The organism is Streptomyces sp. NBC_00872 (assembly GCF_045161915.1).
In the GTDB taxonomy this organism is placed as follows: domain Bacteria; phylum Actinomycetota; class Actinomycetes; order Streptomycetales; family Streptomycetaceae; genus Streptomyces.
This window is the reverse complement of the sequence record NZ_CP108806.1, coordinates 3,658,389-3,673,305: the sequence shown is the minus strand read 5'-3', so window position 1 is coordinate 3,673,305 and position 14,917 is coordinate 3,658,389. Positions and strand designations below refer to the sequence as shown.

The 14,917-nt window shown below is 72.3% G+C and carries 8 protein-coding genes; 6 read left to right on the top strand and 2 right to left on the bottom strand.

Annotated features, from left to right (window positions below; genetic code table 11):
• Positions 1–58 precede the first annotated feature (58 nt).
• Entirely contained in the window at positions 59–1,183 is a 1,125-nt protein-coding gene (locus OG214_RS15540) for a GuaB3 family IMP dehydrogenase-related protein (protein WP_363084068.1), read from the top strand.
• A gap of 109 nt (positions 1,184–1,292) precedes the next feature.
• Here the strand turns inward: OG214_RS15540 and OG214_RS15535 are convergent, their stop codons facing one another.
• Together OG214_RS15535 and OG214_RS15530 are read right to left on the bottom strand one after the other, a co-directional pair.
• Positions 1,293–1,799 (bottom strand): hypothetical protein, encoded by a 507-nt coding sequence (locus tag OG214_RS15535; protein WP_363084069.1) that lies wholly within the window; start codon positions 1,797–1,799, stop codon positions 1,293–1,295.
• 98 nt (positions 1,800–1,897) lie between these two features.
• Positions 1,898–3,160 carry a nucleotide sugar dehydrogenase gene (locus OG214_RS15530; RefSeq protein ID WP_405985082.1) on the bottom strand — a complete coding sequence of 421 codons (1,263 nt, stop codon included), beginning with the start codon at positions 3,158–3,160 and terminating at the stop codon, positions 1,898–1,900.
• A 329-nt stretch (positions 3,161–3,489) separates the two neighbouring features.
• Here OG214_RS15530 and OG214_RS15525 point away from each other — a divergent pair, with 329 nt between their 5' ends.
• From OG214_RS15525 to OG214_RS15505, 5 genes are all read left to right on the top strand, one after another.
• The gene (locus OG214_RS15525; protein ID WP_363080415.1) at positions 3,490–5,196 is read left to right on the top strand and encodes a glycerol-3-phosphate dehydrogenase/oxidase; all 1,707 of its coding nucleotides are present in this window, start codon (positions 3,490–3,492) and stop codon (positions 5,194–5,196) included.
• 455 nt (positions 5,197–5,651) lie between these two features.
• Positions 5,652–7,604 carry a protein kinase domain-containing protein gene (locus tag OG214_RS15520; protein WP_405985081.1) on the top strand — a complete coding sequence of 651 codons (1,953 nt, stop codon included), beginning with the start codon at positions 5,652–5,654 and terminating at the stop codon, positions 7,602–7,604.
• A gap of 241 nt (positions 7,605–7,845) precedes the next feature.
• Entirely contained in the window at positions 7,846–10,962 is a 3,117-nt protein-coding gene (locus tag OG214_RS15515; RefSeq protein WP_405985080.1) for a protein kinase, read from the top strand.
• A 220-nt stretch (positions 10,963–11,182) separates the two neighbouring features.
• Complete coding sequence (locus tag OG214_RS15510; RefSeq protein ID WP_405987516.1) at positions 11,183–12,907, top strand: serine/threonine-protein kinase; 1,725 nt, start codon at positions 11,183–11,185, stop codon at positions 12,905–12,907.
• Between the two features lie 232 nt (positions 12,908–13,139).
• Entirely contained in the window at positions 13,140–14,915 is a 1,776-nt protein-coding gene (locus OG214_RS15505; protein ID WP_405987515.1) for a serine/threonine-protein kinase, read from the top strand.
• Positions 14,916–14,917: the final 2 nt, after the last annotated feature.

Sequence of the window (14,917 nt, the reverse complement as noted above, 5' to 3'; positions counted from 1 at the left end):
GTGCCCGGGGTGTCCTGGATACTGGAAAACGCAGACGCAGAGCGAAAGGCCACACATCGTGACTGAGATCGAGATCGGGCGCGGCAAGCGCGGCCGCAGGGCGTATGCCTTCGACGACATCGCCGTCGTCCCCAGCCGGCGCACCCGGGACCCGAAGGAGGTCTCGATCGCCTGGCAGATCGACGCCTACCGGTTCGAGCTGCCCTTCCTGGCGGCCCCGATGGACTCGGTCGTCTCCCCCGCGACCGCGATCCGGATCGGTGAGATGGGCGGTCTGGGTGTGCTCAACCTGGAAGGCCTGTGGACCCGGTACGAGGATCCGGCACCGCTGTTCGAGGAGATCTCCGCTCTCGACGGGCCGAGCGCCAACCGCAGGCTCCAGGAGATCTACGCCGAGCCGATCAAGGAAGAGCTGATCGGGCAGCGCATCAAGGAGGTGCGGGACTCGGGCGTGGTCACGGCCGCCGCGCTCTCGCCGCAGCGCACCGCGCAGTTCTCCAAGGCCGTGGTGGACGCCGGGGTCGACATCTTCGTCATCAGGGGGACGACGGTCTCCGCCGAGCATGTCTCCGGGGCCGCCGAGCCGCTGAATCTGAAGCAGTTCATCTACGAGCTGGACGTGCCGGTCATCGTCGGCGGCTGCGCCACCTACACGGCGGCGCTGCATCTCATGCGTACGGGCGCGGCGGGCGTGCTGGTCGGCTTCGGCGGCGGCGCCGCGCACACCACGCGCAATGTGCTGGGTATCCAGGTGCCGATGGCCACGGCGGTCGCGGATGTCGCGGCGGCCCGCCGGGACTACATGGACGAGTCCGGCGGCCGGTACGTCCATGTGATCGCGGACGGCGGGGTCGGCTGGTCCGGCGATCTGCCCAAGGCGATCGCGTGCGGCGCGGACGCGGTGATGATCGGCTCCCCGCTGGCGCGGGCGTCGGACGCGCCGGGCCGGGGGCACCACTGGGGCATGGAGGCGGTCCACGAGGACGTGCCGCGCGGCAAGCTGGTGGATCTGGGCATCGTCGGGACGACGGAGGAGGTCCTGACGGGGCCTTCGCACATCCCGGACGGATCGATGAACTTCTTCGGGGCGCTGAAGAGGGCGATGGCGACGACGGGTTACAGCGAACTCAAGGAGTTCCAGCGGGTCGAGGTGACGGTGGCGGACTCGCAGCACCGCCGCTGAGCGCGAGCTCCGAGCCTGGGCCGAAGGGGCGCGAGTCCCCGCGCCCGTGCCGAAGGGAAGGTGCCCGGACCGTGTGCTGGTCCGGGCACCTTCGCCGTTCACGACGTCCTTACTCGGCGGCCTTCTTGGCCCCCGCGAACGAGGCGAACGCGGCGAACGCGAAGAAGACGAAGGTCATGAGGTCCTTGCTCTCGCCCCATGCCTCGTTCAGCAGACCGAAGTTGTTGAAGAAGATGTCCGTCGCCGAGACATTCAGCTCCTTCGCGATGATGACCGCGATACCGACGAGCTGGCCGAGGTAGACGGCGCCCAGGGACAGGACGGCGCCGGCGACCGGCAGGAGGGGGCTGGGCCCGCCGACCTTGCCCGCGGCGAATCCGACCAGGAAACCCACACCGATGGCGACCCAGCCGATCTCGCGCTCGATGGCGCCGGCGATCCCGCCGTACACCCCGGCGGCGACGAGGGCCGCGACGAGGGCCGCCACAAGACCGAGTCCGATGTTGTCGCGGACCGGGGCGGGCGGGTCGCCGAACGGGGCGGGCGGGACGGCGCCGTCCGGCTGGGCGGCGCCCTGGGCGAACGGGTTGCCGGGCGGTGGAACGGGCTGGCTCATACGGAAGATCCCCCCACGGGATGAGTGTCGTGCGCATGACTTGAGCACGATGGGCCAGGACAGTAGCAGTCCGGTACGACACTCCCGTAGGCATTTGATCAGAGCCGGTACGCGGTCCCCGCCGGGCTCGCGCCCCGTGTGTCCAGCAGGAGTTGGGCCTTGACCGCCAGGCCCTGGAGGTCGTACGTACGGTGGTGCTGGAGCAGCACCGTCAGATCGGCGTCGGCCGCGGCCTCGTAGAGCGAGTCCGCGCGCGGGACGGGCACCTGGCGCACCCGCCAGTCGGGGACGTAGGGATCGTGGTAGGTGACCGTCGCGCCCAGATCCATCAGCCGGCAGGCGATCTCCTTGGCCGGTGAACTCTCCTGGTCGGCGAGGTCCTGCTTGTAGGTGACGCCGAGGAGCAGGATCCGTGCGCCGCGCGCCGACTTGCCGTGCTCGTTGAGGAGCGTGGCGCAGCGCTGGATGACGTACTGCGGCATCCGCGTGTTGATCTCCTGGGCGAGACCGACCATACGCAGCGGATGGCCGGGGGTGCGGCCCGCGTGCGGCAGACAGCTGGGGTCCATCGGTACGCCGTGGCCGCCCACACCGGGGCCGGGCCGGAAGGCCTGGAAGCCGAAGGGCTTGGTCTCGGCGCAGCGGATCACGTCCCAGAGGTCCACACCGAGGTCGTGGCAGAGCACGGCCATCTCGTTGACGAGCGCGATGTTGACATGCCGGAAGTTGGTTTCGAGCAGCTTGACGGTCTCGGCCTCGCGCGGGCCGCGCGCGCGGACGACCTTCTCGGTCAGGCGGCCGTAGAACGCGGCGGCCGACTCGGTGCAGGCGGGAGTGAGACCGCCGATCACCTTGGGGGTGCCGGCGAAGCCGTGGGCGCGGTTGCCGGGGTCGAGCCGGCCGGGGGAGTACGCGAGATGGAAGTCGCGGCCCGCGCGCAGGCCCGAGCCGTCTTCCAGGATGGTGCGGAGGAAGCCCTCCGTGGTGCCGGGCGCCACGGGTGACTCCAGCAGCACGGTGGTGTGCGGGCGCAGCCGGGCGGCCAGCGCGCGGGCCGCTTCGCCGACCGCGCCCAGATCGGGGGTGCGGTCGGCGCCGAGGGGGGTGGGGACACAGATGACGGCCGTACGGACCCGGCCGAGATCGGTCGGGTTGGTGGTCGGCCGGAAGCCTCCCGAGAGCATCCGGCGGATCTCGGAGGCGGTGAGCGAACCCTCGACCGGTGGATGTCCCGCGGCCAGTTCGGCGACGGGCCACGGATCGGTGTCGTAGCCGATGGTGTCGACACCGGCGGCGACGGCGGCCTGTGCGAGGGGCAGACCGAGGTGGCCGAGTCCGATGACGGCGAGATCTGCGGGCACGGTGGTGGCCGTCCTTCCCATAGCCGAGGTGGGCAGTGAGCGCAAGCCCGGTGGACAGAATGGGGAAGCGCAATGTCAGACTAGGCTTAAATATGACCGTTATGCGGTATTGCGCGGCCGGGCAGAGTGTGTTTCTCCCCCCTCGGCTCGCCCGGGTCCGCTTCCCCCGCCCGGTTCCGGTCCGCTCCTCCCCGCCCGGTTCCGCCTGGTCCCGCTCGGTCCCGCTCGGGGTGTGACCGGTGTTATCCACAGGCGGTGGCTGAAGTCGTGTGGTGCGGACAGAATCGATGTTGTGAGCCCGACCAGACGGGGGACTACGGGAGGCAGCGGTGAGGACAGCGACACTGGGACCCGCCGAGCGCTTGCGGGCGCTCGCGGCGATGGCCGAGGGTGAACTGGACGTGCTGGTGGTGGGCGCGGGTGTGGTCGGAGCCGGGACCGCCCTCGACGCCGTGACCCGGGGGCTGTCGACCGGACTCGTCGAGGCGCGCGACTGGGCGGCCGGCACATCGAGCCGTTCGAGCAAGCTGATCCACGGCGGTCTGCGCTATCTGGAGATGCTCGACTTCGCACTGGTGAGGGAGGCGCTCAAGGAGCGGGGGCTGCTGCTGGAGAAGCTGGCGCCCCATCTCGTGAAACCGGTGCCGTTTCTGTATCCGCTGCGGCACAAGGGCTGGGAGAGGTTCTACGCGGGCTCGGGCGTCGCGCTGTACGACGCGATGTCCGTGTCGTCGGGGCACGGCCGCGGACTGCCCGTGCACCGCCATCTCTCACGGCGGCAGGCGCTGCGGGTGGCGCCCTGTCTGAAGAAGGACGCGCTGGTGGGCGCGTTGCAGTATTACGACGCCCAGATGGATGACGCGCGCTATGTGGCGACCCTGGTCCGTACGGCGGCGACCTATGGCGCGCAGGTGGCCGGCGGGGCACGGGTCGTGGGCTTTCTGCGGGAGGGCGAGCGGGTCGTCGGCGCACGGGTGCAGGACGTGGAGGCGGGCGGGGAGTACGAGATCAGGGCCAAGCAGATCGTCAATGCCACCGGGGTGTGGACGGATGACACCCAGGGGCTGATCAATGAGCGCGGACAGTTCCATGTCCGGGCCTCCAAGGGCATCCATCTCGTCGTGCCCAAGGACCGGATCCACTCCACGACGGGGCTGATCCTGCGGACGGAGAAATCGGTCCTGTTCGTCATCCCCTGGGGGCGCCACTGGATCGTCGGCACCACCGACACCGACTGGGATCTGGACAAGGCGCATCCGGCGGCCTCCAGTGCCGATATCGACTATCTGCTGGAGCGGGTGAACGCGGTGCTGTCCGTCCCGCTGACCCGGGACGACGTCCAGGGGGTGTACGCGGGACTGCGCCCGCTGCTCGCCGGGGAGTCGGACGCGACGAGCAAGCTCTCCCGCGAGCACACGGTCGCGCATCCGGTGCCCGGCATGGTGGTGGTCGCCGGCGGCAAGTACACGACGTACCGGGTGATGGCCAAGGACGCGGTGGACGAGGCGGTGCACGGCCTCGACCAGCGGGTGGCGGAGTGTGTCACGGAGGACGTTCCGCTGCTCGGCGCCGAGGGCTATCACGCGCTGTGGAACGCGCGAGCGAGGATGGCCGCGCGCACCGGTATCCATGTGGTGCGGGTGGAGCACCTGCTGAACCGGTACGGGACGCTGGTGGAGGAGCTGCTGGAGATGATCGCCGCCGACCCCTCTCTGGGCGAGCCCCTCGCGGCGGCCGACGACTATCTGCGTGCCGAGGTGGTCTACGCGGCCTCGCACGAAGGAGCACGCCATCTCGAAGACGTGCTGACCCGGCGGACCCGGATCTCGATCGAGACCTTCGACCGCGGCACGCGCAGCGCGCGGGAGTGCGCGGAGCTGATGGCGCCGGTGCTCGGCTGGGACAAGGACCGGATCGAGCGCGAGGTCGAGTACTACGAGAAGCGGGTGGAGGCGGAGCGGGAGTCACAGCGGCAGCCGGACGACCAGACGGCGGACGCGGCACGGCTCGGTGCGCCGGACATCGTGGCGATCTGACGCCTCACATCTCCTCTCACATCTCACCTCATATCTCCCCTCTCACAGCCGGCGCCCGGGGGCGTCCGCCGCCCGGTGGGCGGCGTCCGGCGCCGGGCACGTGACGTCTGATACATGGCACTTGGTGCATGGCGGCGGGTGTCCGATACCTGACACCCGCCGCCGTGGCGGAGGTTCGGGGCCGGACGGGGGCCGGGGCCCCGGATGCCCTGCCGACGTGACGATGGCGGGTCCGCTGTCCGTGTTCGGTGTATCTTCGCTCACTCCGTCCCCATGAGGCACACGCGTACCCAGCACATTTGTGTCAAGTCCGAACAAGGCCATGATGTATCCAGGACCCGGGAGCGGTGACGGTCCCGGAGTGAGGGACAATGAAGGCTCTGTCAGGGCGCGTTACGGCACCGCGCGGGCGGGCGGCAGTCGCGGGCCAGGATCAGGGATCGCAGAGGGGACGCATGTCGGAGTCGAAGCAGTCGCGGGACACGGCGCAGGAGCCCCAGCGGGACGAGGAGAAGGGCTCCCGGGACGAGAAGACGGGCTCCGGCGCCGTCGGCACCCCGGAAGGGCGCCTGCTCGCGGGCAGATACCGGCTCGGCGCGGTGCTCGGCCGTGGCGGTATGGGCACGGTCTGGCGGGCCCTCGACGAGACGCTCGGCCGTACGGTCGCGGTGAAGGAACTGCGTTTCCCCTCCAGCATCGACGAGGACGAGAAGCGCCGGCTCATCACCCGCACACTGCGCGAGGCCAAGGCGATCGCCCGGATCCGCAACAACGGCGCGGTCACGGTCTATGACGTCGTCGACGAGGACGACCGGCCGTGGATCGTCATGGAGTTGATCGAGGGCAAGTCGCTCGCCGAGGCCGTTCGCGAGGACGGCGTGCTGACACCGAGGCGCGCCGCCGAGGTGGGGCTCGCGATCCTCGACGTGCTGCGCTCCGCGCACCGCGAGGGCATCCTGCACCGCGATGTGAAGCCGTCCAATGTGCTGATCGCCGAGGACGGGCGCGTGGTCCTCACGGACTTCGGTATCGCCCAGGTCGAGGGCGACCCCTCGGTGACCTCCACCGGCATGCTCGTCGGCGCCCCCTCGTACATCTCGCCGGAGCGCGCCCGTGGCCACAAGCCGGGGCCCGCCGCCGACCTCTGGTCGCTCGGCGGTCTGCTCTACGCGTCGGTGGAGGGCTGCCCGCCGTACGACAAGGGCTCCGCGATCGCCACGCTCACCGCCGTGATGACCGAGCCGCTCGACCCGCCCAAGAACGCGGGCGCGCTGGAGGAGGTCATCTACGGGCTGCTCGCCAAGGACCCGGCGCAGCGGCTCGACGACGCGGGCGCGCGGGCGCTCCTCATGGACATCATCGAGGCGCCGGAACAGGCGCCGGGTGTGCCCGAGCCGGGTCCCGACGCCACCCGGGTCGTACCGCTGCCGCCCCTGCCCGCCGAGGACAGGTCCGCGCGGACGGCCCCGGCTCCGGCCGGTGACACGGGTGGCGACCGGGTGCGCGGTGCGCTGCGCTCCGTACGGAACGCCGCCTCGGCGACGTCCGGCGCCGGGCAGCGGCCCGAGCCGGTCCAGCCGTCACGGCCCTCGCCGCCGCGCGCCTCGCTCACCGATGTGGTGCCCCGGCGCACGCTGGTGATCATCGCGATCGTGGCCGCGCTGGCCCTGGTGTCCACCGTTCTGATCGTCGCCCTGAACGGGGGAGGCGGTGAGGCGTCGGAGAAGGGCACCGGCACCACGGCGTCTTCGGCGGGCGACGGCGCCGCCGCCGACGACGCCAAGGGCAAGGACCAGGAGCAGACCCCCGAACCGGACACGAGCGGCAAGGGCGACGGCCAGGGGGACGCGGCGGCCTCGGCGGGGAAGGAGTCCGGTGACCCCGGTTCCGGTTCCGACGCGTCGGGCGACGCCGGTGACATCGGCGGCAAGGAAACCGGGGGCGACGCCCTGCCCGCCGGGTATGCCACGGTGACCGACGGGCGGTTCCGTTTCTCGATGGCGATGCCCAAGGGATTCCACAGAACAGGCATAGCCGGGCAGAACTCGGGTGGTATCTACAGCGCCGACGGCGGATTCCCGCGCGTCCAGGTCGACTTCAACGACAGTCCGACCGACGACGCGGTGGCCGCGTGGCAGGGACTTCAGCAGGCGGTCAGCGGCAGCAGCAGCAATTACAAGCTCCTCGGCATCAAGAAGGTCGACTACAACGGCTATCCGACCGTCGCCGACTGGACGTTCGAGCGGGACCAGAGCGGTCAGCGGATCAAGGTGCTCGACCGGGGCTTCAAGATCGACGCCAAGCGCGGCTACTCGATCATGATCAGTTGCCGGGCGAGTGAGTGGGACGCGAAGGAGTGCGCCACGCTGCGTGAGACGGCGTTCGGCACGTTCCAGCCGAAGGGCTGACCGGACCGGCTGGTTCCGGCCGGCGGGTGATCGGCGCGACGGCCGCCTGGGGGATCGGCTCCGGGCACCGGATGTAAACGTTCCGCACCGGGTTGTCCCGACCCTGCGGCATGTTCGCCCGCGGCCACGTATCGTGAGAACCCGCGAACCGTACGCATCCACAATGAGCCGGTAAACGACCGGAATTGGCGGTTTCGCGGGTCTCCGGGACCGGGAGACAGCGTGTGTGTGGGGAGGCGTTGTGGACGACTACGCGGGGCGGGTGCTGGCCGACCGCTATCGCCTGCCGTTGCCGCCGTCCGACGAGTACGAACTCGTCGAGACCCGGGCGTTCGACACGTACAGCGGGCAGGAAGTCCTCGTCAGACAGGTGCCGTTGCCGGAGGTCGTGGAGGCGGAGGTCGTCGACGCGGAGGGGGCCGCCACGCCGCGGCGGGTCTCCGGGCGCGCGCCGCGCAAGGCCACCGACCCGGCGGTGCGGCGGGCCATCGAGGCCGCGCAGACCGCCGCGCAGATCCCCGACCACCCCAGACTCGACCAGGTCTTCGACGTGTTCGCGGACGGCGGCTCGCTGTGGATAGTGAGTGAACTCGTCGCCGCCAGACCGCTGGCCGCGCTGCTCGCCGAGAGGCCGCTGAATCCGTTCCGGGCCGCGGAGATCGCCTCCGACGTGCTCACCGCCGTACGGGTGCTGCACGCGCACGGCTGGACCCACCGGAACATCACCGTCCGTACGGTGCTCGTCTGCGACGACGGCCGGGTCGTACTGACCGGCCTCGCGGCGGGCGCGGCGGAGGAGGCACTGTGCGGATACGCGCCGGTGCCCGAGCCGCCGGACCAGCGCGGGCTCGACGAGCGGCTCGCCCCGGACGGGCAGCTGGGTTCCGGCGCACGGCCCGACGCCGAGCGGCAGCTGGGCGCCGACGAGACATCCGCCACCACGGGACGGCTCGGCGCCGGCCCCGGGTTCGGCACCACCGAACAGCTCGGGCAGCGGGAGCAGTCCGCGCGGCCGGAGATGCCGGCGGCCCAGGAGGCACCGGCACTGCCGTACGACCCCGGGCCGACCGCGGGGGTGCCAGGGGCGCCAGGCCGGGCCGCGCTGGGCCCCGGCCGAAGCGCGGAGAGCCCTTACGGCGACGGCACCTCGTCCGCCACGTCCGGCGCGATGCCGCGTCCGGGCACCGGTACGCCGGGGATCCCCGCTCCCTACGGCGGCGCACGCGGCGCGCTGCCCGGCGGGACCGCCTCGGGGGACATCCGGGCCGCGCGCGCCGGTGCCATCGCGGCCTACCGCGCGGGAGCGCGCGCCGCCGCCCGAGCCAGCGAGGACCAGCGCGCCGCCGGCAAGGGCGGGCCCGCGGTGCCGCCGCTGCCGGAGGCCGCCGACGGCACGGGCCCGCAGGAGCTGCCGCAGCGCGGCGGCAACGACCCGGACTGGTGGGCCCAGCCGCGCCCGTTCGAGGGACCGGACGGCGACGAGGACGACGACCCGCAGACCCCGCACCGCGCGGAACTGGCCGGCACCTGGCGCGACGGCCCGGCCCCCTGGAACGACGCCTCGGGGTCCGTCCCCGCGGGCGGCAGCCCGTACGGTCCTGACTCGCCGGGCCCCTTCGCCGGCGGCACGTCCGGCATGCCCGCCGGGGGAGGCGCGGGCGGGACCGGGCAGGGCGGCGAGATCGTCGTGGCCCGGGGCGGGGACACCCCGTACTCGGGACCCGGCAGCGGCGGTGGCGGCGGCTGGCCGTCGGGCGGTGCGAGCGACGCGCTGCGCGCCGACGCCCAGCGCGAGACCGCACGGCTGCCCGCCGTGGCCGGAGTCGGCGCGGGCACCGGACGGTGGGACGACATCGTGGCGAGCGGCTCCGTGCCCGCCTACCGGGGCCCCGCCACCCCGCTCGCCGCCGAGCGCGCCCGGCAGGCCCGTATCGCGATCGTCGGGGCCGTCACGGAGCGCTGGGCGCCCGAGCAGGCGGGCCCCGTCCACGAGAACTGGCAGCTCGCGCCGCCCATCGGCCCCGCCACCGATCTGTGGGCGCTTGGCGCGCTGCTCTACCGCGCGGTGCAGGGGCATGCCCCGTACCCCGAGGAGAGCGCCGTCGAGCTGGTCCAGCTCGTCTGCGCCGAGCCGCCCGCCTTCGCCGAGGAGTGCGGCCCGCTGCGCCCCGTCGTCGAGTCGCTGCTGCGTCAGGACCCGACCGAGCGGCCGGACTTCGAGGAACTGCGCGGCTGGCTGCGCTCGCTCGTCCGGTCGGCGCCCGAGCCGGAGGCCGGACTCGACGTCGTACCCGTACCGGCGGACGAGACACGGCTGCCGATAGTGCGCCGCCGCGGCGAGCTGGTGCGCAAGCGCCGTGGACGCAAGGGCGACGCGGGGCGGCACCGGCACAAGAAGGGCAAGGAGCGCAAGGAGAAGGCGGACAGGGGCGGCCTCGACGACCAGCGGCAGTATCAGCACGAGCACCCGTCGGAGCCCGAGTACCAGCAGCCCCACGCGCCGGCGCACCCGCATCCGCAGGCGCACTCGCAGCCGGCCCCGCGGTCGTACGAGTCCGAGGAGTCCTACGACCGGCTGGAGGGGCTGGAGCGGCGGTCGGACAGGTCCGAGAGAAGCGGCGGCCGTGGCCCCCGTTCCCTGGGCCGTACGCTCCTGGTCCTGATACTGCTCCTGTTCGTGGGCGCCATCGGGTACGCCGTGGTCTTCATGCCCAAGGCCGATACGGGACAGCGGGGCCAGAGCGTGGGCGAGGCGACGCCCGGCGCGTCCTCCGCGCCGCAGCCCCCGGACGACCAAAGCACGGACGGCGACGGCTCGGGCGGGGCGGACCCCGCCCCTTCGGATCCCGCCACCTCCGCTCCTGGGACCTCCGCTCCCGCGACCTCCGGATCCGCCGTCGATCTCGCCGACGGATATGTCCTGCGCGACGACCCCGAGGGCTTCCGGGTCGGGGTCGACAAGGACTGGCAGCGGAGCCCCATCAACGACAGCGGTCAAGTCCGCTATGGCGGCGGCGACTTCACCCTGATCGTCGTCCCAGGCCGGGACAGCGTGGCGGACAACGGCAGCGACCCCATGGTGTATCAGCGCGACAAGGAGCGGGAGCTTCAGCCGTTCCGGGACTCCTCCTGGGCCACGGCCTCCGGGCTGCGCCGGATAGACGTGGGCCGACAGGCCATGGCCGAGGGGCAGTTCACCTGGCAGGACAGCAGCGGGCGCGAGGTCTTCGTGCGGAATCTGGCCATGGTCGTCGGCGACCGATACCACATCATCCAGGTCATCGGCCCCGACAGCCAGCGTGACAAGGTCGACGAGATCTACCAACAGGCCACGGTCGCCTACCGGGTGAGCGACTGAACGGTCGCCCCCGCCGGCGCGGTGCGGGGGCGGCGCTCCGCGTCACAGTGCTGTTTCCGTGTGGGACCCGAGGTTCCGCGTCCGCGCTTCCCCTCCGTAACCTGTCATCCCAAGGAACAGGGCGGGGGACGTGGATCATTCACAGAGCACGGGCGTGGGTACGGGCGCGGGCGCGGGTACGGGTGCGACCGCTGGAGCGGGTGCCGGTGCCGGTAAGGGCATGGGACTGGTGCTCGCCGGGCGCTACCGGCTCGGCGAGACCATCGGCGCCGGCGGCATGGGCAAGGTATGGCGCGCGCATGACGAGGTCCTGCACCGGACCGTCGCCGTCAAGGAGTTGACGGCGGGGCGCTATGTCTCCGAGGCCGACCGGGCCGTACTGCACCAGCGCACCCAGAAGGAGGCGCGGGCGGCGGCGCGTATCACCCATCCGGGTGTGGTCACGGTCCACGACGTCCTCTACCACGACGACCGGCCCTGGATCGTCATGCAGTACGTCGACGGCCCCTCGCTCGCCGACACCACCAAGGAATCGGGTCCGGTCTACTTCCGTGAGGCCGCCAGGATCGGGATCGAGGTCATGGGCGCGCTCCGCGCCGCCCATGCCGCCGGCGTGCTGCACCGCGATGTGAAGCCGGGCAATGTGCTGCTCGCGCGCGATGGCCGGGTACTGCTCACGGACTTCGGAATCGCGGCGATCGAGGGCGATTCCACCATCACCAGGACCGGTGAACTCGTCGGCTCCATCGACTATCTGGCACCCGAACGGGTACGCGGCAACGACCCCGGCCCCGCCTCCGACCTCTGGTCGCTGGGCGTGACGCTCTACACGGCGGTCGAGGGCATCTCGCCGTTCCGCCGCTCCTCGCCGCTCTCCACCATGCAGGCCGTGGTCACGGACGAGCCGGACCACCCCGGCCAGGCGGGACCGCTGGCACCCGTGATCGCCGCGCTGCTGTGCAAGGACCCGGCGGGGCGGCCAGGAACGGCCGAGACCGAGCGGATGCTGCGCGCGGTGCTGGAGGGACGTCCGTCCGACGACGCGCGGGCGTACGCACCGACCCAGGTCGTGCCGGACGGCGAACGGTGGCAGGCCACCGCACCACTGCCCCCGCACCCCGTCGCGTCCGGGCCCGTACCCGTCTCCGCCGCCCCTCCTCCCGGCACCGTCTCTCCGGCCACGGTTCCCAGCGCGCTGCCCTCGGGCGCGGGTCCGGGGCCCGGGGCGGGCGCGGTGGGCGGCCGCCGTGGCCGCTGGCGTACGACGGTCGCGGCCGTCGTCGTCGCGGCGGTCCTCGGCGGCGGCGCGGGCTACGCCGCCCTCAAGTACGCCGAGAACGACGGCAAGAGCGACGGCACGCGGAGCGCGGACACCACCGGCGGTCAGTCGGTGAACGGCACTACGGACGAGAGCAACGGTACGGACGAGAGCAGCGGTACGGGAGACGGCGGCGGCGGTACGGACGAGGGCGGCGGCTCCATATCCGACGGCTGGGAGCGCGTGGAGGCCCCCGAGGGCTTCAGCCTCAGCGTCCCGCCGGGGTGGGAACGCCAGATGGACGGCGACCAGATCGACTTCACCCCCGACAACGGCCGCCATCTCATCCGGATCAGCGTCGGCGCGCCCGACTTCGAGAATCCGTATCTGCACATGCTGAGCATGGAGAAGAGTCTTCAGCGGCTGCCGGAGTACACGCGGGTCAAACTGGCTCCGGACACCTTCCGCGACCAGACGCAAGCGGCTCTCTGGGAGTTCACCTGGATCGAGGAGGAGGGGCACCCGGGCCCGCGGCACGCGATCGACCAGATGTATTTCTCGGACGACAACAGCACCGAGTACGCGATCTACATGTCCGGTCCTGAGGAAGACTGGGCCACGACGCGCAAGCAGTTCGACGCCGTGCTGCGGAGCTGGAAGCCGCCGCCCGGCGATTCCGGTCAGTGAGCGGAAGGGGACGGTATTGCCCGACGACCGGCAGCCCGCGGAGAGCGGTCGGCCTTTGGACAACCGGCGGCCTACGGGCGGCCAGCAGCCTTCGGACAGCCCGGAGCCCCCGGCCGGCCGGCCCCCCGGCGGTGGGCGGCCCCCGGACGGCAGGCAGCTTTCGGACAGTCGGCAGCCTTCGGAGAGTGGGCGGCCCTCGGAGGGCCGGCAGTCCCCGGCCCCGGACGCGCGGCTGATCGCCGGGCGCTACCGGCTCGGCACCAGGCTCGGGCGCGGTGGCATGGGCATCGTATGGCGGGCCGACGACGACCTCCTCGGCCGGCCCGTCGCCGTCAAGGAACTCCACGCGGCGCACGACGGCGAGGGCATCGCGACACTGCGCGAGGCGCGTGCCGTCGCCCGGGTCAGACATCCCCATGTGGTCGTCGTCCACGATGTCGTGGAGGAGGACGGCCGCCCCTATATCGTGATGGAGCTGGTCGAAGGCGGTTCGCTCGCCGACCGGCTCGCCGGGCAGGGACCCGTCGACCCGCCCGAGGCGGCACGGATCGGGCTCGCGCTGCTGGGCGCGCTGCGTGCCGCGCATGAACTCGGAGTGCTGCACCGGGATCTCAAACCCGCCAACGTACTGCTGGAGGACGGCACCGGACGGGTCGTACTGACCGACTTCGGTATCGCGCGGCTGGTGGGCACCACGACGATCACCGATCCGGGTTCGTTCGTGGGTTCGCCCGAGTACACCGCCCCCGAGCGGGTGCTGGACGGCGACGTGGCCGGTCCGGCGTCGGACCTCTGGTCGCTCGGCGCGCTGCTGTGCGCGATGCTGAGCGGTGAATCGCCGTTCCACCGCGACTCGTTGGCCGGGGTGCTGCACGCGGTGGTGCAGGCCGAGATCCGGCCGCCCGCCGCGGCCGGGCCGTTGCTGCCCGTTGTACGGGGGCTGCTGGAGCGCGATCCGGAGCACAGGCTCGACGCGGCGGGGGCGGAACGGCTGCTGCGCGCGTACGTGGCCACGGGAGTCCCCGTACCGCCTCTGTCCGATCCGCCCGGAGCGCCCGTAGGGACGCCATCCTCGGCGCTTCCGCCGTCGGCCCCGGCCGCGTCGGCCGCGTCGGCCCAGGCCCAGGAGATCCCTCCGGCCGGATCGCCCGTGTCGCCGGTGCCGGTGCCGGTGCCGGTGTCGTCCTTCGCGTCCGTGTCCCGGCGTCGGCCCCTCGGTGGTCCCGCCTTCCGCGCCGTGCCCGTGGACGCGTCCGGCCGCCGTGGCCGCCGTACCGCACTCGTCGCCTGCGCGGTGGTCGCGATGATGGTCGGCGCGGGCGCCCTGTCGGTGGTCCTGCTCCGGAACGGCGCGGGCGACGGCGACCGTACGGACGGCCGCCCGAGCCGTACGTCCCACGCCGCCGCCGACAGCGACGCCACCGCCGATACCGGCGCTCCACCCGACAGCGATGCCACCCTCGGGTCCGGTCCCACGCCCGGCACCGCGCCCCCGGTGACTCCCGTACGGACGCCTTCCACCTCGCCGGCGCCCGCTCCCCCCGGCTATCACCTCGTCGACGACCCGATGGGCTACACCCTCGCCGTCCCCGACGGATTCCTCCGCTCCCACGACGACAAGCGGGTCCTCTACATGTCGCGCGACGGGGCGTTCCGGATCGGCGTCCGCGTGCAGCCCGCGATCCCCGCCGGTCCGGTCGGGGCCATGCGCCTTTCGGACGCCAACGGCGCGGACACCAACCCCGGTTACCACGACGGCAGTGTCACCCGTACCACGCACAACGGATTCCCGGCGGCACTCTGGGAGTTCACCTGGAACGGCTTCTCACGGGAGGAGGGCGAGCGCCACACCTCCGACCTCTGCTGGGACCAGGACGGGCGGATGTACGACGTCTGGGTCTCGGCCCCGCTGGACGGACTCCACACGGCGCGGGCGCACTTCGACACCGCCCTCGACTCCTTCGTCCCCGTACCGGCGCGCGTGCCTGTGCCCACCCCCGTGCGCTGATC

Bases quoted from the DNA above. Each gene is read 5' to 3' on its own strand.
- OG214_RS15535 (WP_363084069.1), bottom strand. From the start codon at position 1,799: ATGAGCCAGCCCGTTCCACCGCCCGGCAACCCGTTCGCCCAGGGCGCC.
- OG214_RS15520 (WP_405985081.1), top strand. From the start codon at position 5,652: ATGTCGGAGTCGAAGCAGTCGCGGGACACGGCGCAGGAGCCCCAGCGG.
- OG214_RS15510 (WP_405987516.1), top strand. From the start codon at position 11,183: ATGGGACTGGTGCTCGCCGGGCGCTACCGGCTCGGCGAGACCATCGGC.